The 18,887-nt window shown below is 67.1% G+C and carries 19 protein-coding genes; 11 read left to right on the plus strand and 8 right to left on the minus strand.

The window, feature by feature from the left end:
- Positions 1 to 4 precede the first annotated feature (4 nt).
- Genes M4D53_RS14355 through M4D53_RS14385 form a run of 7 tightly spaced genes read right to left on the minus strand, consistent with a single transcriptional unit; the run spans position 5 to position 7,496 of the window.
- Positions 5 to 1,525, minus strand: a complete 1,521-nt coding sequence (locus tag M4D53_RS14355) for an SCO6880 family protein (protein WP_259954669.1) — start codon at positions 1,523 to 1,525, stop codon at positions 5 to 7.
- Positions 1,522 to 2,883 carry a hypothetical protein gene (locus M4D53_RS14360; RefSeq protein ID WP_259954670.1) on the minus strand — a complete coding sequence of 454 codons (1,362 nt, stop codon included), beginning with the start codon at positions 2,881 to 2,883 and terminating at the stop codon, positions 1,522 to 1,524. Before M4D53_RS14360 ends, M4D53_RS14355 begins: the two co-directional genes overlap by 4 nt.
- Positions 2,853 to 3,680, minus strand: a complete 828-nt coding sequence (locus M4D53_RS14365; protein WP_259954671.1) for a DUF8175 domain-containg protein — start codon at positions 3,678 to 3,680, stop codon at positions 2,853 to 2,855. Before M4D53_RS14365 ends, M4D53_RS14360 begins: the two co-directional genes overlap by 31 nt.
- A 27-nt stretch (positions 3,681 to 3,707) precedes the next feature.
- Positions 3,708 to 3,980 carry a hypothetical protein gene (locus M4D53_RS14370; protein ID WP_247639115.1) on the minus strand — a complete coding sequence of 91 codons (273 nt, stop codon included), beginning with the start codon at positions 3,978 to 3,980 and terminating at the stop codon, positions 3,708 to 3,710.
- A complete protein-coding gene (locus tag M4D53_RS14375; RefSeq protein WP_259954673.1) occupies positions 3,977 to 4,558 on the minus strand; it encodes a DUF6668 family protein in 582 nt (193 codons plus the stop codon). Before M4D53_RS14375 ends, M4D53_RS14370 begins: the two co-directional genes overlap by 4 nt.
- Positions 4,555 to 5,985, minus strand: a complete 1,431-nt coding sequence (locus M4D53_RS14380) for a MinD/ParA family ATP-binding protein (RefSeq protein ID WP_259954675.1) — start codon at positions 5,983 to 5,985, stop codon at positions 4,555 to 4,557. Before M4D53_RS14380 ends, M4D53_RS14375 begins: the two co-directional genes overlap by 4 nt.
- Positions 5,985 to 7,496: a BamB-related PQQ repeat family beta-propellar protein gene (locus M4D53_RS14385; protein ID WP_259954676.1), complete on the minus strand. Its 1,512-nt coding sequence runs from the start codon at positions 7,494 to 7,496 to the stop codon at positions 5,985 to 5,987. Before M4D53_RS14385 ends, M4D53_RS14380 begins: the two co-directional genes overlap by 1 nt.
- 296 nt (positions 7,497 to 7,792) lie before the next feature.
- On the opposite strand from M4D53_RS14385, the gene M4D53_RS14390 reads away from it, so the two are divergent.
- The 3 genes from M4D53_RS14390 (at position 7,793) to M4D53_RS14400 (ending at position 9,808) form a co-directional block, all read left to right on the plus strand.
- On the plus strand, positions 7,793 to 8,119 hold the full coding sequence (locus M4D53_RS14390) for an ArsR/SmtB family transcription factor (protein ID WP_259954677.1): 327 nt from the start codon (positions 7,793 to 7,795) through the stop codon (positions 8,117 to 8,119).
- 79 nt (positions 8,120 to 8,198) lie between these two features.
- Positions 8,199 to 8,429: a hypothetical protein gene (locus tag M4D53_RS14395; protein ID WP_259954678.1), complete on the plus strand. Its 231-nt coding sequence runs from the start codon at positions 8,199 to 8,201 to the stop codon at positions 8,427 to 8,429.
- A 302-nt stretch (positions 8,430 to 8,731) separates the two neighbouring features.
- Positions 8,732 to 9,808, plus strand: coding sequence for a hypothetical protein (locus M4D53_RS14400; RefSeq protein ID WP_259954679.1), 1,077 nt, complete (start codon positions 8,732 to 8,734; stop codon positions 9,806 to 9,808).
- A 7-nt stretch (positions 9,809 to 9,815) separates the two neighbouring features.
- On the opposite strand, the gene M4D53_RS14405 is transcribed toward M4D53_RS14400, so the two are convergent.
- Complete coding sequence (locus M4D53_RS14405) at positions 9,816 to 10,676, minus strand: CPBP family intramembrane glutamic endopeptidase (RefSeq protein ID WP_259954680.1); 861 nt, start codon at positions 10,674 to 10,676, stop codon at positions 9,816 to 9,818.
- Between the two features lie 439 nt (positions 10,677 to 11,115).
- On the opposite strand from M4D53_RS14405, the gene M4D53_RS14410 reads away from it, so the two are divergent.
- From M4D53_RS14410 to M4D53_RS14445, 8 genes are all read left to right on the plus strand, one after another.
- Positions 11,116 to 11,382: a hypothetical protein gene (locus M4D53_RS14410; RefSeq protein WP_259954681.1), complete on the plus strand. Its 267-nt coding sequence runs from the start codon at positions 11,116 to 11,118 to the stop codon at positions 11,380 to 11,382.
- A gap of 360 nt (positions 11,383 to 11,742) precedes the next feature.
- Positions 11,743 to 12,666, plus strand: coding sequence for an ArdC-like ssDNA-binding domain-containing protein (locus M4D53_RS14415; protein WP_259954682.1), 924 nt, complete (start codon positions 11,743 to 11,745; stop codon positions 12,664 to 12,666).
- A 209-nt stretch (positions 12,667 to 12,875) separates the two neighbouring features.
- Positions 12,876 to 13,238: a DUF3846 domain-containing protein gene (locus tag M4D53_RS14420; protein WP_259954683.1), complete on the plus strand. Its 363-nt coding sequence runs from the start codon at positions 12,876 to 12,878 to the stop codon at positions 13,236 to 13,238.
- 437 nt (positions 13,239 to 13,675) lie between these two features.
- Positions 13,676 to 13,939 carry a glutaredoxin family protein gene (locus M4D53_RS14425; RefSeq protein ID WP_259954684.1) on the plus strand — a complete coding sequence of 88 codons (264 nt, stop codon included), beginning with the start codon at positions 13,676 to 13,678 and terminating at the stop codon, positions 13,937 to 13,939.
- A gap of 130 nt (positions 13,940 to 14,069) precedes the next feature.
- Positions 14,070 to 15,188: a tyrosine-type recombinase/integrase gene (locus M4D53_RS14430; RefSeq protein ID WP_259954685.1), complete on the plus strand. Its 1,119-nt coding sequence runs from the start codon at positions 14,070 to 14,072 to the stop codon at positions 15,186 to 15,188.
- Positions 15,185 to 15,514 (plus strand): helix-turn-helix domain-containing protein, encoded by a 330-nt coding sequence (locus M4D53_RS14435; protein ID WP_259954686.1) that lies wholly within the window; start codon positions 15,185 to 15,187, stop codon positions 15,512 to 15,514. The genes M4D53_RS14430 and M4D53_RS14435 overlap by 4 nt, the downstream gene beginning before the upstream one ends.
- A 656-nt stretch (positions 15,515 to 16,170) precedes the next feature.
- Positions 16,171 to 17,358 carry a hypothetical protein gene (locus M4D53_RS14440; RefSeq protein WP_259954688.1) on the plus strand — a complete coding sequence of 396 codons (1,188 nt, stop codon included), beginning with the start codon at positions 16,171 to 16,173 and terminating at the stop codon, positions 17,356 to 17,358.
- 183 nt (positions 17,359 to 17,541) lie between these two features.
- Positions 17,542 to 18,846 carry an IS256 family transposase gene (locus M4D53_RS14445; RefSeq protein ID WP_259954689.1) on the plus strand — a complete coding sequence of 435 codons (1,305 nt, stop codon included), beginning with the start codon at positions 17,542 to 17,544 and terminating at the stop codon, positions 18,844 to 18,846.
- Positions 18,847 to 18,887: the final 41 nt, after the last annotated feature.

An 18,887-nucleotide genomic window follows, 5' to 3' on the forward strand; every position in this document is an offset into this window, starting at 1 on the left:
CCTCCTAGAGCGCCTGTCGCAGCTGCGGTGATACCGAAGCCCACTTCGCCGGGACGATGCCGAGACCCAGCCCAATCGCGAACGCTGCATCCTCGTTGCCCGTCGACGGCCGCACGCTCAGCTGCACACCGGTCTGAGCCGCGTTGCGGACCATCGACGGCACCCGCCGCAGCGTGGCCGGATCCATCACCGTCACGGTGATGATGAACGAGAACCGGATCAGCGACGCACCCCGCGCGGACACCTCCGCCTCGGTCTGCTTCACCCGCGCGGCCGACGCGAGCTGCGCGCCCGTCGCCTTGCGGCCCTTCTGGTTCGTCTCGTAGTCGGCATCCGCCACCGCCGTCTGCACGCGCTTCTGGCTCTGCTCCGCCGACAGCGGCCGGTAGAGGATCGTGACCCGCTTCTGCTCACTGACGTCATCCGCCTTCAACAGCGCCATGAGCGAGCTTTCCCGGAACACCCCTGCCGGTGCCCTCCACACCTGGAACGACAGCGAGATCCCGCCGCCGTGCTCGTAACGGTCGACCTCGTTCACCGCGTGAACAGGGCCGACCTCCTCCCAGGTGAGACCAGTGCCGACACCCGACAACCGCGCCTGCTCGACCGCGACCGCAGCCTCCGGGTTGTACGCCACGTACGTGGTGTCGATGATCTCCTGCGCGGCGAGGTAGGACACCACGCCGCCGCCGGAAAGCTCCAGCTGCTCGATCATCGCCGGCAGGTGCACCATGACCTCGCCCATCAGGTCTTCACGGCTGCGGGCGTCCAAACCCTCATCCGGGTTCGGAGCGCCCGAGAACGTGACCGCGATCCGGGCATCGATGCGTCCGACCCCCGCGTTCACGTCCGCGACGATCTCGTCGACCGCTTCACGGGCGAAGGTCGGCACCGCGGAGGCGTCGACCCGCGAACGATGCTCCTGCACCGCGGCGGGCAGCCGCTCCCCCGTGTCTCGCATACTTGTCACCGTCACCGCTACCTGCTCCAACGCGGCCAGCGTGCCCGACTGATGCAGATACCCACCCCACCCCGAGACCAGGAAGTCAATCACCTCCTGATCCTGGAGATCGAGCCCGGACGCCGACGCGGTGAAGAACACCGTGCCCGTCTTCTTCACTCGATCCCACAGGAAAGCGAAGGGCCGGCCGAGGTGGTCGGTCCCTTCGAACATCTCCGTCGACGCCAGCAGTCCCGGCGCGCGGTGCGAGCCGTCCGGCATCCGCGACGTCGGGCCGCTCAGATATGTCGATGCGCCCTTCTTCTTCGACTTGCGGAACATGTGTGCACCTACCGCCCTCTCCAGGCGCGTACGCCCCTGCTTCCTACCCGTCTCCAAGAACCACACGCCGGCGATCGCGACCAGCAGCGCGATCGCCGCGAAGTGGATCGGCACAGCGAAGAACTGCATCAGGAAGAACGTCGACACGCCTCCCGCGATCACCAGCGCGACAGAGGCCATTGAGAGGCCCATCGTGCGCGCGTAACGCGGCTCCTGCACGTTCCCGTAAAGCTGCTCAGTCATCGCTCATCCCCCGCTTCTACTGCCTGCTCCATTGCGCCGATCTGCGACTGCGTCTGGTACGCGCCGTTCGCCGCCCAGCGCTTCGCCCACTGCGACCCGCGAGTCGCGGGAGCACCACCCGAGGGGCCAGCACCCGACGGCGCCGAACCTCCACCGCCAGCGGAACCACCGCCACCAGATGCGCCGCCGCCACTACCGGACGAGCTGCCACCGTCAGAGCCAGCGCCCGACGGGCCGCCGCCAGACCCCGAGCCGGCACCCGACGGGCCGCTAGACGCGCCACCCTTCGTGCCAGCCGTCGACGATGCGCCGCTCGGGGCCGGCGCAGCGGCAGTGGCGATCTTCCCTGCGCCCGCCATGCCGGCGCCGCGGGCTCCGGCGGCCGCCACTGCCGCAGCTCCACCCGTGACAGCTCCAGCGGCGACCATCCCCGCCCCGATCAGCAAGCCGGCTCCACCGCCCTGAGTGCCCGCCGCGATCGCCGGCGCGACGATACGCGCGATCGCCGGCAAGGCGATCCCGGCAGCGCACAGCAGCACCGTCCCATAAATCGACTGGAGGACGATCTGCCCGGCGTCCTCGACCCCGCCCGTGATCATCCGGCCGCTGGCGATACCCACGCCGTAGATCACCGCCGCAACCGGCTTGAAGAGCAGGATCGCAGCAGTCCACGCGAGCACCCGATTAAAGCCGTTCCGGCCCCGCTCGGACATCGCGGCCGCCGCAAGCACCGGGAGGAGCCCCGCGACGACGGGGAGGACGCCCCAGTTGAACATCACCATGAACAGGTTGAGGATGCCGCCGAGCACACCGAAAACGAGAGAGACGAGCATCAGCACCAGAGTGCCGACACCCATGCTCGACGCGGCCGCCGCGTCCACACCCACGAGCGTTCCCAACCCCTCCTCGAACGTCCCGCCGGCAATGTTGTTGATCAGCCACGGCGATGCCTGGTCGAAGAACTTCGCCAGCAGAGAGATCGTCGGGATACCTGCGCCCGTTACGAGGATCACGCGGAAGAAGCCCATCGTGACGTCGACCGCAGAATCGGCGTCCTTCCGACGCGCCACCATGATCAGCGCGAACGCCATACCGATCATGCCGCCGATGATCACGGCCCAGTCCGTATAGGCCTGCACGCGCTCCGCGGGAGACCAACCAGCGCCCTCGCCCTCCAGCACCGGTGCCGGTAGGTACAGGAAGTACGTCGACACCCACTTCACAGCCTCCGAGACGCCCTGAATCAGCGCGGAGACCGTGTTCCGCAGCACATCGGTGAACCAATCACCGATACCGCCGACAATGTCGTCGATGATCCCCGCGCTTCTCATTTCGCACCTGTCGTGCTCGGGCTCCACGGAACGAAGTCGCTCGCGCGCACGTTCGTCGTCGAGGCTTCAAGGGAGTCTCCCGCCGCAGGGTCCACTCGCCAGTCGCCGTCCTGCCACACCAGCTTGAAGGTGCCGCCGGACAGCACAGAACCGTCAGGGCTGCCGGCCAGCAGCTCGACGACGGCCGTATCGCCTTCATAGGTGATGCGATATCCGCGCAGCGAGATCTTGGCCATGTCCGCGTCCGTATGGCGGGGCTCGACACCGTTCAGCACATCGTCGATTCGCTTAAGGATCTGGTCTTTCAGAGGCCCATCGACCAGTCCATACTCAGCAATCGCGCGGGTCTCTGCCCCAGCTGTGCTCGGGTTCGCGTGTACGAAGTAGTGATAGGTGGCGAGCAGAGCGCCGGTCTGGGTGTGGGCAAAGCCCACGCGGTAGCCGTCGCGCTCGATGCAGGGGCCGGCGCCGTCGACGACCGGGAGAGGCGCCCAGCGCTCGATCACCCACTGAGTGGCCTCCGGCGGCGTAGCGCTGATGTCTCGGTTGGTGTTGTCGAGCGTGCACGTCCCATCCGGGTCGGTTGGGGTCGTCGTCTCGACCGGGGCCGACGAGCTGGTGGGCTGCGGTGCCGGCTCGGCCGTCTGGGACGGCTCGAACCAGAACACCCGCAGCGCCCACACGCCCACGGCCACAATGACGATCAGCGCGAGGAACGCGAGCAAGACCCACGGGGCACGCTTCGCCTGCTCCGGGCTCTGCTCCTCCGGGCGCGCGATCCGGTTTGCGTTGCGGCTCCACCAGCCGGGGGTTTCCTTCGCCATGTCTCGCTCCGTCCTGTCGTGTGCCCGTTAGGCGATTGCGTTCCAGATCGTTCCCGATGCGCCGAGGATGATCGCGAGGACCAGCGGCCACACCGGCGCCGAGGCGTCGGCCTGGCCGCCGCGGTTGCGGGCCTGTGCGGCCTGCACGAGGCCAACGATGAAGTAGATGAACAGGACCGCTCCAACGCCCCAGAGAGCCCACGTAACGATCGTGTTGATGTTCTCGACGCCGGGAGGGGCCTCGCCGCCGGACGGCGGGACGTAGCCGGTGAGTGCAGTGAATGCCGCGAGGATCTTCATGATTTCTTCCTTTTCTTGGGTGCCAGAGCAGCCAGGACCAGCTGCACACGGACGTTCTTGGGGATCTCGACGGCTCCGGGCTCCCGCCACGCGGGAACGAACGGAACCGTCATCGTGCGCGGGTACACGCCCGCTACCTGCTTCGCGAGCTGCACGGTCGCCCGCGACAGCTTGGGCCGGTCGTGTACGAGGATGAGCCCGCGAATGTCGTAGTCGACATCTCCTCGCGCGTTTGCGCGTGCGAGGACGGCCGCCGCTTCCAGCCCTGCGGGGTGAGTGGCTGCGACCACGAACGTGGGAGCCTGCCATGCCGGCGCGTGCACTCCCCCGTCGACGACGGTTTCCCCGGCCAGGCGGGCGAGCGTGCTCACGCCGACTCCGCCGGACGCTCCCACGAGCCACACCGTGTCTGCGGTGATCGTCGGGGCCTGCACCGCGGGCGCTGCCGGGGCGACGTCGCGCGCGAGACGAGGGGCGTCAAGCCCAGTCTGCTCGGCGGCGTTGCCCAGGATCGGATCGGTCTCGATCTCCTCGGGAACCTCGACCGGGGCCGCAGCGGGCAGGAACGGGTTGCTCATAGTCCCCGCCCCACAGCGGCCGCAGCTGCGAGCCACGCGCGTTGCGTGTTCGGCTGCATCGCGTCGAACCGGATGCGGCCGGCCTTCAACGCGTTGTCGAAGGGAACGATGACGACGGAGCGCACCAGAGGCTCGAACAGACCCGCGATGCGCTGCGCCTCAACCATGTCGGCCGGCTTCCAGCAGCTCACCACGACGACGGCGTTCTCAGCCAGGCGCGCCCCGTGCTCATCACGCTCCGCGATCGTCTGCAGGGTGCGTGATCCCAGCTCCGCGCGATCCTCGCCGGTCGTGGTGGCGATCACAAGCTGGTTCGTCAGCTCGATCATCGCCTTCCAGTTCGCAGCGCGCGCCGTGTTCCCGGAATCCATGACGAGCATCCGGTAGTACCTCGACGCCACGGCGTGGGCTCGGCGCACCTCCTCCGCCTGGATCTCGTGATCTCCAAAGTCGTTCTGATCTGACCAGAGCACGTCGTAGCGATCGGCCGACTGGTGGTGCACGTAGCCGGCGATGAGCCCGTGGCTCTGGCCGTCTCTGAGGCGGTCCTCGTCGTGCAGCAGATCGAGGACGCTTGCCCCGTGCGGCTCCTGCTCGGTCCTGATGGGGAGCGTGCCCGAGTTCTCGTTGTTGTCCCAGGCGAGAACACCGCCACCGCCGTAACGGCCGAACACGGCGGAGAGGCCGGCGACGACCGGAGTCTTCGCGCTGCCGCCCTTACGATTCACGACAGCGATCGTGCGCGTGCCCGGCCAGTGCCGAGACACGACAGCGATATCGTCGCGCTCGGCCAGCTCGGCCGCGGAGGGCTCCTGCTTGATTCCGATGCGAGTCAGGAGCCCGCGGAAGCCTTTCGCCGCGGGATCGTGGCGGGAGTCATCGACGAGGAACGTCGTGTCGCGAAGGCTGCGCCGAGTGACGGGCCCCTGATCAGCCGGGGGCGCAGTGGCCACGGCCGGCTCCACGGGGTAGTTCGCTCGGGGCTCCTCGACCGGGGCCGAGGGAAGATCCGGACGCGGGGGCACCGCGAGCTGCGGCGTCGACGACGGGGCGGCCGATGCAGCTGGGAGCAGAGACGCACCCGTGGGCACGTCCTCGATCAGCGCAGGCTCCGGCGCAGCTGGAGCAGGAGCGGCCGGCCCCGAGGCCGCGTCGTCGTGCAGCTCGGCGGCATCGGCCGGGCTCGGGTCTGCAAGCGGGACCAGCGACCCGTCCGGGTGCGCCGCGAACACGTGGCGACGCCCGTTGTCGGTGATCTCCAGTCGGCAGACCTCCCCGCGCTCGCGCACCGCGTCTTTCGCGGACGCGAGCACCGCGTCTCGAGCCGCTTTCAGATCAGCTCCCGGTGCAGTGAGCTGCACCGACTCTCCACCAGCGCGCACGGTCGCTTTGCCGTCGCGCGTCACCACACCCTCGATGAGTTCCATCACTCTCCCTTTCCGTCAGTCGGACTCGGTTCCGGAGTGGCAGTCGGGGTCGGCTGCTGCACCTCCAGCACGTAGTAGGCGTTTCCATCAGAGCCGTGAGCTGCGCGCACCACGGCGCGGCCGTCCGGCAAGATCACATCGGGGATCACGGCGCCGCTGCGCATCGGCAGCGTCGTGCCGTCGGGCGAGATCCGCACGCGGTCGTCGCCGCTCTGCTCGGTCCAGCCGAACCCGGCGCGGGCGGTCACCGTCCCCTGCTCCGCCTCCGTCACCGTTCCGGTGTTGAGGTCGAGCAGGAGAGATCCGATGCCGACCAGACCAGCAGATGCGTCGACGGTCGCTGTACCCGACGATCGCCCCGTCGCGTCGAACGTGCTCTCACGGGTCAGACGGCCGGCCTCGTCGACGGCATCGACCGTGTAGGTCTTGGGGCCGAACCGATCAGCCCAGGCAAGGATCAACCGGCCGTCGACGAACGCCACGATGCGCGACAGCGACAGTCCCTCAGCCGGTGCCCCCAGCGCCACCGCCTCGGGCAGAACCGGACTGTCGGAGGTCGTGACCCACAAGCTCGACTGCTCCACGCTCACGCTGACCAGCCCCTCGCCCACGGTCCCGATCGGGACCGACGTCGCCGGCACCTGCCGACGCTCCCACGCGCGTCCGACCAGCACCGCCCCGGCCTGCCCAGGAAGTTCAGCGAACGGGACATCGCCAAGGATGATGTTCCGCGCCGACGTCTCCCCGTTGGTGAGCACCTTCCCCGTCGACCGATCGATCACGCTCACTCCAGTGTTGGAGCGGGCGGCGTAGATCACATCGGAGTCGGCCGGCGCGTAGAGCTCGGTGACGTTTCCCGCCGTCCCCGAGCGCCAGAGCTGGCGGCCGGTCTTCGCGTCCACTGCGATCACGTCTGCGCCGTCCGCGAGAACCAGCACGTCACGGCCGGCAAGGATCGCGGCTGCGTCTGGCTTCTCCGCCTCGATCACCCACCGGGCATATGTGTCCCACCCGGTCGGGGCCGACACTGGCAGCTGGCCAGGATCAGGCGCCGGCACTTCGTCGACGGCGGCAGGCTTGCCGACCACCGGAGTCGGGAGCATCCCGCGCGGGACAACGACCACGGCGATCGCCACCGCCGCGACGACGCCCACGCCGATCACGAGCCACCACTGCCGAGGCACCGTCGACAGGCGGCCGCGGAAGAAGCTAGAGCCCCGGCGGGCCTGCTTCTCCTCTCCCCCGGTCTCCAGCTCCTCCAAGGTCTCCGCTTCGGCGTCGACGACCATCATCCACACGTCGCCGTCAGGGGTGATCCCCTGAACCCGGCAACGGGGGACGTTGAGCCGTCGAGCGGCGGCCGCCGCAGCGGCGCCCGCCGCCGTCGCGAGATCCGGGTACGCGGCGACACGGATGGGCTCGCCCACGCCGGCGGCATCCGCAACGGCCATGTCACCGTCGAACGTCAGGCCGATGACAGGCCATGCCGGTACTGCGTTCTTCCTACTCACGTCGCCTCCCCCCGAGGTCTGTGATGCCGGCCACCGTGCCCGACACGCCTATCAGTAAAGCCGACCCCTCTGACCCACGCTGAATCTGTCCCCCATTTGGGGGACACGCCCCATAACACCGAAATTCCGGCGATGTGATCCCCCTGGCTGCTGAGCGTGCGCCCCTCGCCGGGGGAATCGGGGCGGAGTAAGATGAGCATACCTACATTGTAACAAGGTAGGTCGTAACATGATAGGTCATGTGTGAGTGGTGAAGATCTAAGGGGCACGGCCGCCAGTCGGGCACAATGGCTCCTATGCCTGGTTTTGTCCCCACTCCGCTCGGAGAAAACGTGGAGGCAGCCATCGACATCCTCGGGAACCGCATCAGGGTCGCGATCCTTGGATACCTCCAGGCGCACGGCCCTGCCCTCCGTGGCGAGATCGCCACAGCGCTGGGCCTAGTACCCGGCACCGTGTCCAGCCAGCTCGGCGTGCTCCTTGACGCCGGAGTTATCACCACCGACCCGCCCGCCGAACAGATCCGGCCCGGAAGCCGCGTCCGGTACGTCGCAGTACCTGAACGCATCGACCATCTGTACCTGACCCTCGGGCACGCGCTCGGCGTCACCCTCGACCGCTGATCGGCCAACCCTCAACTTGGGATTGAGCCTCGGCGTGTCTCTGCTGGTTAACACTAGCCCTAGCGCTATCGTCGCCTACATGGCACCGAGACTCCCCCGCGGCACACGGGTCGAACCCGTGACGGCGGGCTGGGAAATCGAGAAGGCCACCCGCGAGCGATTCAACGCGATCGCCGCACGCAGCGGCATGTCGGGCGGCGCGCTGCTCGACCAGCTCGCAGAGCACATGCCCCTAGACGAGCGAGGCCGGCCTATCTGGCTGCCCGCTGAGCCGCTGAGAGACGGGGAGCTGCCTATCGACGCCGCTTAACGAGGTGAGGCCCGCCAGCGGCGGGCCTCGAAGCTCTAGTGCCGGATCTGTCGAAGTTTGGCGACGGGAACAGATCAGGCGATGTGAGGAAGAACCGGCCGAGAGCCGGACCTTCGTTGTACCCCGAGGAGATGACCCTGGAGGTATCACCTATGGTAGCTCGTGCTGCCCAGATTTCAAGCACCATCGCCCGTGCTGACGGCGTGTCCCCCATTGGGGGGACATCGGGCGGTGTTACGCGGCCGCCGCAGCGGACGGATAGTCGGCGCCCTTCACGCGCGACCCGTCGACGGGGCGGCCTGGTGCTCCAGCCGGAGCCCGGTGCCTATGCCCGTGTCACGGTTGCGCCACCGTCCGACTGGCTCGCGGCCGCGGAGCACGTCATCGCAATGCCCTCCTCCGAGGCCCTGAGACGCCGTCTGCGCGTCGCAGGCGTCTCCACGGTGCTCCGGGCCTGCCGCGAGTGGGCGGCGGCCGCAGACCACTCCACAGGGCGCGGCGTGGCCATTTCGCACCAGACGGTCGCAGAGCGCATCGGATACGCCCACGCGACGGTCAAGCGCATCATGCGGTTCCTGACCCGTCTCGGGCTCATTGTCGAGGTCGTACGGGGCGCGAACCGGCTGACCCTGGAGCAGCTGGCCGAGGCCCGCGAACTCGGCGGGATCTCGCAGCGCTCGGTGGCGTCCACACGCGCCCTCACGATCCCTCGTTCTGTGGACGGCACCCCCCTACCTACTCCGCAACCAGTTCCCGAAGAATCACCGGTTAAGAGATCCCTGCCAAGGCGCGCAAGCGCGCACACGGCCGGCGCTCCGCGCCGTCGAGCTATGAATGAAGTGTTCGATTTGGGTGGTTCCCTGCCCAGCTGGCGGCCCGGAGTCCAAGACTTCGCCGCCGAGCTGGTCCGACGACTCCCCCGGCTCCTCTGGACATCACGCAGCGCACCCCGGCGGGTGCTCGTGCAGCTGCCCGACGGGCGCACGGACCTTCAGTGGGTCGGCGGCCGCCACATCGGTCAGGTGTGCAGCGTGATCGCACGGGAACGGCTCGTCGAGCGCGGCTGGACCGTCGCCCAGGTGCTCAAGCTCGTCGACGAACACCGCGCGACGCTGCGCGTCGACGTCGACCCCGCCGAGCAGCGCGACCCGCTCGCCTGGCTCGTCTGGCTCATCCGCCGCGCGATCGGGCAGGATCAGCTCTCCCCGCGCCTCCAGGCGCAGCGCGACCGCGACCAGGCCCGTGCGGAGAACGAGATCCGCCGGGCCGAGGCCGCACAGCGGCGCCAGGACATCGAAGCCCAGCGGCCCGAAATCGATCGGATCATCGCGGACATGCACCGCCGGTTCCCGAGGCGCCCCCGGCCCCGGCGCAGCTGACGGATGCTCAGAGGATGAATACCAGTGCGTTGAACAGCGCGTGCGCGACGATCGCCGCCCACAGGCTCCGGGTGGCGATCGCCACGACGCCGAAGATCGCGCCGGTCACGCCCGCAGACACCGCGTTCAGCAGCGACCAGTCCAGATGCACGAGACCAAACAGCCAGCTGGTGCCGACGAGGGCCGCCACGGTGACGATCCCGCGAACCCACCGGTTCGACGTCGACGCCCCGACCACGGCGACGGCCACCAGGAGCGCGCCCCGATAGGCGATCTCTTCCGGCGCCGCAGCGTAAGTCGCGAAGAACACCGCCGGCACCCACGCCGGGGCGCCGCCCATTGCCTCGACTCGAGCATCCGTCGCCGGCACGCTCTCCGCGAGCACGGGCACCAGGCCCAGCAGGTAGCCGGCCCCGAACGCCACAAACGCGGCGATGACGCCCAGGCCGACCGCGGCGGCCAGACGGCGGCCGCTGAGGAACGCGAGGCCGAACACATCACGCAGCAGCCGACGAAACAGCGCCCACGCGCGGGACAGCACCCGCCGAGCGCGGCGCCGCAACGGCGGCTCCCAGACCACCAGGTTCAGCATGACCACCGCGATCGCGGCCATGCTCACCCCGAAGACGCCGATCCGCACGAGCACGCTCGGCGATTCGAACGGCGTCACACCGGGTAGTGAATTGGCGATCGCGCCACACACCGCGGCCGACACCATCCAGAGCGCCGCCCACAGCAACAGCATCACCATCGCATTCTGCGCGCGGCCCAGCAGGAGCATGCCCCTCCGCGACCGCACCCCGGCGATGAGACCGGGCGCCGGCGCCGAGGGCTCCGGCAAAGATGCAGTGACGTCGGCGGAACTCATGGCAAGCATCCTCCCACCGCCCTCCGACACGACCACGCTGCCCCGACCCCAATGTGCACAGCCAGCTACCGCCCGGCTGCCTGCACACAGTGGGGACGGCCTCGCACGTCACGACCCAGCCGGTGACGGTTTCTTCGCTGATGACGAGGGGGTGGATCGGGAAAGTGCAACGTCACGAGCCCCGGAACGTCCCAGCCGCGCGGCTGACGTCCGCCCCGAGCCGCCTACCGACGTCGAGCGCATGCGGGAGAGATCCCGAGGTTGTCGCGCTGCGCCACGGGGATACCCAGCCCTACCGGACACCCAGCAGCCCCGGCGCGTACGTTCCCGAGAAAACACAACCAGAACACTAGACAGTATTGACCAACTAGACTAACCTGAGAGTAACAACACGGCAGACCACCGGGACTAACCACCCCACATCGACAAGGAGCACATCATGAATACGCACGAGATCGCCAGCCCCTACAACACCGGCGAACGCCTGGAGCCGTTGCCCTGGGTGCGTGACGGACTGACTGGAACGGCAGAGCCCCGACCCTCCGAACTCGACGACGACGAGGGAACCACGATCGCAACCGTGCACATCGAGGGCGAAGCGCAGCGGCCCGAAGACGTCTTCGTCATGAAGATCGACGGCGTGAACGCGCCTCTGGTGATCCACGGCCCCGGCGGCGAGTACATCGCCACCATCCAGCCCCACTAAGCACACACCAGGAGGGGCGGCCGCAGCGGTTCGCCCCTCCCCCGACCGTGAGGCCCCACCTATGAGCATCCGAATCCTGGTCACGTACAAGGTGAAACCGGCTATCTGTACAGCGAGACTGACCTCAACCTCCGCACCCTGTACGGCGTCACCTTCGACGAGCGGCGCACAGCCAACTACCCAACCCGCGCCCGCGCCGAGCGCATGGCGGCGAAGATCGCGCACCGGTTCGAGCGCGTCGAGATCGAGGAAGAAGAATAAACACAACTACTAGACAGCATTGACCAACTAGACTAGACTGAGAGTAACGACACGGCAGACCACCGGGACTAACCACCCCACATCGACAAGGAGCACATCATGACCGCGAAGCGCCAGACCAGCCGCAAGGGCCGCACTCCCGAGCAGAAGCGGGCCGAGATGGAGGAGCTGCACAACACGCTGACGGCCGCCGTCGAGCAGCTGCGCGACTCCGAGACCTGGACTGCCTACCTGCGGTTCGCGCGGTCCTTCCACCGCTACAGCTTCGCTAACCTCCTGCTGATCTGGGCGCAGCGCCCCGAGGCCACCCAGGTCGCCGGCTACCGGGCTTGGCAGGCGAAGGGCCGCCAGGTGCGCAAGGGTGAGCGCGGCATCCGGATCTACGGCACGGGGACAGTCAAAGTCGCAGCTGACGACGAGGAGAACGGCGAGGAGGTCGAGAACGGCCGCCGCCGGGTGTTCTTCCCCGTGAGCGTCTTTGACATCGCACAGACCGAGGTGATGGAAGGGCACGAAGACGTGTCCGAGCTTGCCCACCCGCTGGCCGGAGAGGATGAGGGCGGGATCCTCGCCCGCGTCGTCGACCACCTGACCGCATCGGGCGCCGTGGTCGAGATCTCGCCGCTGACGGCCGCCAACGGGTACACCGCACCGGCGTCCGAGGGGCCGATTCGCGTGGTGATCGCTGACCACCTCTCCCCCGCTCACCAGGCCAAGACCGCCCTTCACGAGGCCGCGCACATCGCCCTGGGTCACGTCGAGGACCTGGCCGAGTACGTCGAGCACCGCGGCCGCTACGAGGTCGAGGCCGAGAGCGTCGCCTACGTCCTGGCGGGCATGCTCGGGCTCGACAGCACCGCCTACAGCGTCGGATACGTCGCCGGATGGGCCGAGCGCGCCGAGGCCGACGTGATCCGCGACAGCGCAACCCGCGTCCTCGCCGCGGTCCACGCCCTGGCCGACGCGCTGCGCATCGACGCCGAGCCCGAAGCCGAGCCCGAAGCCGAGCAGGCCGCCGCCTAAGACAAGTCGGGTCCGGTCCCCCGCGAGGAGGAGCCGGACCCGACTTCAACACGGCAGCCGGTTACCACACCGGCAGCACCCCACCAGGATACCGCCACCGCAGACAATCGAGATCAAGACTAGACAGTATTGACCAACTAGACTAGACTGATAGTAACAACACGGCAGACCACCGGGACTAACCACCCCACATCGACAAGGAGCACATCATGACCACCATTACCGGAGTTCGGATCGACGCCGGCGTCGACGAGAAGATCCAGCACGTCCACCTCGACGGCCGCGCCCTGCTGCGCGCCCTCTACGACACCCTGAGCTGCGGCACGATCGAGACGGCCGCGCTGCGCGGCGGCCTCGATGCGATCTTCGACGAGGAAGGGAAGATCACAGGCGCCGAGCCCAACCACCACGCGACCGCCGTGGCGCTGCTCCTCGGTGCCCGATTCCTCCCAGGCGACTACCTCGCCGGGCCGGTCGTCTTCCTCGGAGTGACAGAGGACGGCGAGCACGTCACACCCACGCCGACCCAGCACCGGGCGATCCTACGGGCAATCGTCGTCGCCCGAGGGTAGGGCGGGTGGGGGAGTGGCCGGAGCATCAAGCCCGGCCGCTCCCCGCGCCGGGCTCCGCCCGGACGGGCGCCGGCGTTCCGGTGGGGGGAGCCCCACGCCGGCGACATCCGACCCAGCCGACGCCGGTTTCTTCGCTGATGACGACGGGGTGGGATTTGGAGGGGGAGAAGTACCTAGGCCCTGGCCTGTCCCAGCCGAGGGAGCAGCGTCCGCCCCGAGCTGACTGCCGGAGATCGAGCATGCGGGGGCGTGGCCGAGGTTGTCACGCTGCGCCACGGGGATACCCAGCCCTACCGAACACCCAGCAGCCCCAGCGCGTACGTCCCGAGAAAAACAGAAAGAAACACTAGACAGCATTGACCAACTAGACTAGACTGAGAGTATCAACAAACCAGACCACTAGGCATGTGGGACGGCGACCAGGAGGGATAGGGGACATGGAACCTGTGACGGTCTACACGACGGGTCCGAGCTGCGTGAAGTGCACCATGACCAAGCGGATGCTCGACGGGGCCGGCATTCCGTTCGTCGAGGTGAATGTCAGGGAGAACCCCGCCGCCTACGCCTACATCACGGAAGAACTGGGCTACAGCATGGCGCCGGTCGTCGTCGTCGACGAGCAGGACCACTGGTGCGATGTTCGGCCGGATCAGATCGACCGCATCGCCAAACGAGCGATATTGCCGTCTGATGCAACATGAAAGACGACCATTCTCGGATCATTTTTCGCGCGGAAGTCGTCGATCGCAGCGTGGGAGTTCGGGTTTAACGCTGAGCTCGCGACTTGGTTGGCTCAGTTGCATCAATGTCCGGTCTGATGCATGATGAGGTGTGCTTGATCCCGACCCATTGCCCTCTCGCCTGGCAGCGCGAAACGTTATTCACCTGGACCCTGAGCGCGCAGTGTTCGATGCGATGTTAGAGGGGTGGCGGGCGCAGCAGACGGCTCGCTACCTCAAAGTGCCGACGATCAAGGCGCGGGAGCGTCTTGTGCGGCGGTTCGCGGAGTTCACTGGCCAGTACCCGTGGCAGTGGACGCCGGCGGAGGCCGAGGCATGGGTGAGCGAGCTGCGTTCGGGTGTGAAGCCGCTCACGGTATCCACCCTGCGCGGCTACGAGATCGACATCAAGATGTTCTGCGAGTACCTCACTGACACCCGGTACCAATGGATGACGAAGTGCGAGGAACGTTTCGGGGTGACCCCAAGGCAGGTGTTCCACGAAGACAACTCGATCGTGCACGTCAGCGACTATGAAGGCGACGCTGGCCGGCGACCGTTGACCTACGACGAGGTCCAGGCACTGTTCGACGCGGCCGACGGTTTGGCCGCCCGGATCCGCGCACGACGGCGAAAGGGCGCCGCGCAAGCTGTTCGCGATGCGGCACTGCTGAAATGCGTCTACGCGTATGGGTTGCGCCGCCGGGAGGCGGTGATGCTTGACCTGGTGGACCTGCGACGGAACGCAAAGCTTCCGCAGTTGGATCGGTTCGGGGCGCTGTCAGTGCGGTACGGCAAGGCAAACCGCGGTGGCCCGCCCAAGCGCCGCACCGTCCTGACGGTTCCGGAGATGGGCTGGATCGCCGAGACCCTCGCCCACTACCTCGAGGAGGTTCGTCCCGCCTTCTGTTCCTCCCGGTCATCACCGGCTCTGTGGTTGACCGAGCGCGGAACGCGGATGAGTAGACGGGCCGCGAACGAAGCGTTCTGCACCGCCCGGGACGCTGCCGGTATCGACTCCACGCTGGATCTGCATTCGCTGCGGCACTCGTACGTCACCCACCTGGTGGAGTTCGACTACCCGGAACGGTTCATCCAAGAGCAGGTCGGGCACTCGTTCTCCTCGACAACCGCAATCTATGTGGGCGTTTCCAATGAGTACCGGAACCGTCTCCTCACCCAGGCCATCCACACAAGGTACGGCCTCGAGCTCCAGGAGGAACCGCGATGAAGGAAATGGACTACGTCTGGCACCTGCGCGCCAAGATGGCCGAGCAGGGCATGTTCGCTACGACAGATCTGCAGCCACGCCTCGCTGAACGGGGCGTCTCGCTCTCACGAGAGCAGACCTACCGACTCGTCACCGGACAACCGCAACGGCTGAGCATGTCGATCCTCGTTGCACTGTGCGACATCCTGGGGTGCACGCCCAACGACCTCATCGAGCCCCGCATCGTCGAGGCCTCGAACAAGAAGGTCGCGGGGGAGACCCTGTCGCCGAAGAGCCGGGTGACGTCCCGGCGCACGACCATCAGCCGCCCCGGCACAGCTCAGTGAAAGCACTCCCGGAGCATCCTTGCTCCGCATGCGGTGTGACCGCACCACGCTCCAAGAGGCTCGCCGATGGAGGCGGATTGTGCCGCCCGTGCTACAACATCAGCAGGCGCGAGGAATGCTCACGCTGCCACCGGTCACGAACACCCACCGCCCGAACGAGCGACGGCGCCCCACTCTGCAGCTATTGCGCTCGACCCAAGCGGGCCTGCGCGGGGTGCGGCCGCGTGGACCACGTCACCGCCGTCGTCAACGGAGACGACTATTGCCAGCGCTGTTACCACGCGCCTGTCCGGGCATGCGGGCGCTGCGGACAGGAACGACCAATCGCCACACGCCGCCAGAACGGCCTTACCGATCTTTGTAGAGCCTGCTACCAGACCACCGAGACGGAGTGCGTCGATTGCCATCTCACGCAGCCGGTTCACACCACGACGTGGCCGATCGGCCCGGTCTGCGCCGGCTGCTACAGGCGCGTGCTCCGCGCCCCGAGCACGTGTCCCTCCTGCGATCAGGTCAAGGCTCTCATCGGGGCTTCCGAGACGGGGGAGCGGATCTGCGGGCCGTGCGCCGGAGCAACACGGGACTACGTGTGTGCTCTCTGCGGTGCGGCCGGCGATCAACACTTTGAGCAAACGTGCATACGCTGCTCAGTTACCTTGAGCGTCAAGCAGCTACTCTCCGCGGCAACAGGCCATATCCCCTTCCCGCTCGCAGAGCTCCCGGCGGCGCTCGCGCGGCGCGGTCGTCCGGACTCAACCATGCGGTGGCTCCTCAGGCCCATCCCGAGAGCACTCCTGCAGAACATCGGCGCGGAGGCCTCCATCACGCATGCCAGCCTCGATGCATGCCCGCCGGGGCAGGCCAGACATCACCTCAGGTCGCTGCTGGTCGACGCGGGCATCTTGCCTCTTCGCGACGAACACACCGAGCGGCTCGGAACATGGGTGGACGAACTCGTAGCGACGCTCCCGCCGCACCACGCCGCCGTGATCGGCCCGTACGCGAATTGGAAGGTCCTCCGCACCGTCCGACGCCGCACGCGACGCAGGCGAACCTCCATTGGAGTAGCGGGCTCCGCCCGCGAACGAATTCGAGCAGCCGTTCGTCTCCTCCGTCACCTCGACCATGACGGCGGGGGCATCGGGGTGCTCACGCAAGACGTGCTCGACCGCTGGACCAACGGAAACCGGTCACGAAGCAGCGATATCGCCCCGTTCATACGTTGGCTGAACATCTCCGGCGTCACCGAGGGTCTCCGGGTCGAAGTCCAAAAGGCAGCGGACCCCAGCGAGATCAATCCTGAAGAATTGCACAGCACGCTGATTCGCGAGCTCATTTCCGGACAGACCACAGCAGATCTCGCGACCAGGGTCGCGGGCCTCCTCATCCTCCTCTACGGCGCTCGGACAGAAAGTGTCCACAGGCTCACGACCGCCGACATCAGCACGGCAGAAGGACGAACCTACTTGGCGATCGCGAAGGACCCTCTGGAGCTACCGTCGCCGGTCGCCCAGCTCATCGAACAACTCGCCGATATCGCAGAGCGGTCCGCGCGCGCGCAGACGCGAGCAGGACAGGCCGGCTACCTTTTCGCTTCCCCACGTAGATCCCATGAGCCCGTCCACCCCACCACGCTCGGGCGAAAGCTCACGCAGGCCGGGATCCACCCTCAGATCGCCCGCAACTCGGCGATGCTTACTCTCGCCAGCGACCTGCCAGCGGCCGTCGTGGCCACGCAAATGGGTCTCACCGCTCAGACCACGACGCGGTGGGCGCAGCGTTCGCAACGGGACAGCATCGAGTACCTCGTCGCACGCGCGTCTGCGAGGGACGGGGGCCCCTGATTGCCGCATCCGCACATTTCGTCTTTCGATCACTTCTCGACGTCTCAGAACTTCCCCAAAGGTCCATTTCCGGCGTGATCGCGGATCTCGCCCGGGCAGGGTTGGGGTCTGTCGGGAAGTTTGTGTGTGAGGGGTTCGGCGTGATCGGTTCGGCTTCGGTCGTCCGGGAAGATGAATCACGTCATGAACACTGAATTGAAGACACCAACTGAGCAATCCGAGACCGTCGATCTGCGAACCGGGGAGATCCTTCCTGCGCCGCCGAATATCACCGCGGTCGCGGAGCAACTCGTGGCCGCCGCTCGTGGTCAAGGGATCGAACTGACTGGCCCGAACGGGCTGCTGACGGGACTGACCCGGCAGGTACTGCAGTCCGCGTTGGAAGCGGAGCTGACCGAACACCTCGGCTACGACCCGGGCGACCGGGTCGGGAAGCAGACGCCGAACAGTCGGAACGGATCCACGCCGAAGACGGTGCGGACCGAGATCGGCGATCTCACGATCCAGGTCCCGAGGGACCGGGCGGGCACGTTCGCGCCGGTGGTGGTGCCCAAGCATCAACGCCGAATCGCGGGGTTCGACGAGGCGGTGATCTCTCTGTATGCGAAGGGCATGACCACCGGCGATATCGCTAAGCACCTCTCCGATCTCTACGGATCAGACGTCTCTCGTGATCTGGTGTCGACGGTGACCGACAAGGTGCTCGGCGACATGCAGGAATGGCAAGCCCGTCCGCTGGACGTCGTCTATCCGGTGGTGCTGATCGACGCGCTCGTGATCAAGGTCCGCGACGGGCAGGTCGCCAACCGGCCTGTCTACGTCGCTGTCGGCATCGATCTGGAGGGGCATCGTGACGTTCTCGGGTTGTGGATGGGACCGACCGGCGGGGAGGGTGCGAAGCAATGGATGAACATGCTCACGGAGCTGCGCAACCGTGGTGTCGCCGATGTCTGCATCGTCTGCTGCGACGGACTCAAAGGCCTCCCCGATGCGATCACCGCGATCTGGCCCCTCGCAACGGTGCAGCAGTGTGTCGTGCATCTCGTGCGGAACTCACTTCGATACGCGTCGAAGAAGTACTGGTCCAAGATCACCAGGCAGCTCCGCGAGGTCTATACCGCTCCGACCGTCGCAGCGGCCGAGGCGAGGTTCGCGGAGTTCGCCGAGCAATGGCGGAGCCTGTATTCGGCGATGATCCAGATGTGGGAGAACGCGTGGGGCGAGTTCGTGCCGTTCCTGAAGTTCCCGCCGGAGATCAGACGCCTCATCTATACGACCAATGGGATTGAGTCGCTCAATGCCAGGTTCCGGCAGGCCACGAGACGCCGCGGGCACTTCCCCAACGAGCAGGCGGCGATGAAGGTGCTCTACCTGACGGTGCTCGAGCGGCGCCCGAATCGCACGAACCCGACCGGGCAGATCGCCGGCTGGAAAGCTATCCTGAACACCCTGTCCATCACCTACGGCGACCGCCTAGGAATCAACTAAGCCGAAGCCCCGTACACAAAGGAACGGACAGACCCACGTCT

Source organism: Microbacterium meiriae (assembly GCF_025143875.1).
GTDB lineage: Bacteria > Actinomycetota > Actinomycetes > Actinomycetales > Microbacteriaceae > Microbacterium > Microbacterium meiriae.

Excerpts from the sequence above, each read along its gene's own strand:
- M4D53_RS14355 (WP_259954669.1), bottom strand. The coding sequence starts at position 1,525 with ATGACTGAGCAGCTTTACGGGAACGTGCAGGAGCCGCGTTACGCGCGC.
- M4D53_RS14390 (WP_259954677.1), top strand. The coding sequence starts at position 7,793 with ATGCCTGGTTTTGTCCCCACTCCGCTCGGAGAAAACGTGGAGGCAGCC.
- M4D53_RS14365 (WP_259954671.1), bottom strand. The coding sequence starts at position 3,680 with ATGGCGAAGGAAACCCCCGGCTGGTGGAGCCGCAACGCAAACCGGATC.
- M4D53_RS14445 (WP_259954689.1), top strand. The coding sequence starts at position 17,542 with ATGAACACTGAATTGAAGACACCAACTGAGCAATCCGAGACCGTCGAT.
- M4D53_RS14415 (WP_259954682.1), top strand. The coding sequence starts at position 11,743 with ATGACCGCGAAGCGCCAGACCAGCCGCAAGGGCCGCACTCCCGAGCAG.
- M4D53_RS14375 (WP_259954673.1), bottom strand. The coding sequence starts at position 4,558 with ATGAGCAACCCGTTCCTGCCCGCTGCGGCCCCGGTCGAGGTTCCCGAG.
- M4D53_RS14435 (WP_259954686.1), top strand. The coding sequence starts at position 15,185 with ATGAAGGAAATGGACTACGTCTGGCACCTGCGCGCCAAGATGGCCGAG.
- M4D53_RS14380 (WP_259954675.1), bottom strand. The coding sequence starts at position 5,985 with ATGGAACTCATCGAGGGTGTGGTGACGCGCGACGGCAAAGCGACCGTG.
- M4D53_RS14405 (WP_259954680.1), bottom strand. The coding sequence starts at position 10,676 with ATGAGTTCCGCCGACGTCACTGCATCTTTGCCGGAGCCCTCGGCGCCG.
- M4D53_RS14410 (WP_259954681.1), top strand. The coding sequence starts at position 11,116 with ATGAATACGCACGAGATCGCCAGCCCCTACAACACCGGCGAACGCCTG.
- M4D53_RS14420 (WP_259954683.1), top strand. The coding sequence starts at position 12,876 with ATGACCACCATTACCGGAGTTCGGATCGACGCCGGCGTCGACGAGAAG.
- M4D53_RS14395 (WP_259954678.1), top strand. The coding sequence starts at position 8,199 with ATGGCACCGAGACTCCCCCGCGGCACACGGGTCGAACCCGTGACGGCG.
- M4D53_RS14425 (WP_259954684.1), top strand. The coding sequence starts at position 13,676 with ATGGAACCTGTGACGGTCTACACGACGGGTCCGAGCTGCGTGAAGTGC.
- M4D53_RS14370 (WP_247639115.1), bottom strand. The coding sequence starts at position 3,980 with ATGAAGATCCTCGCGGCATTCACTGCACTCACCGGCTACGTCCCGCCG.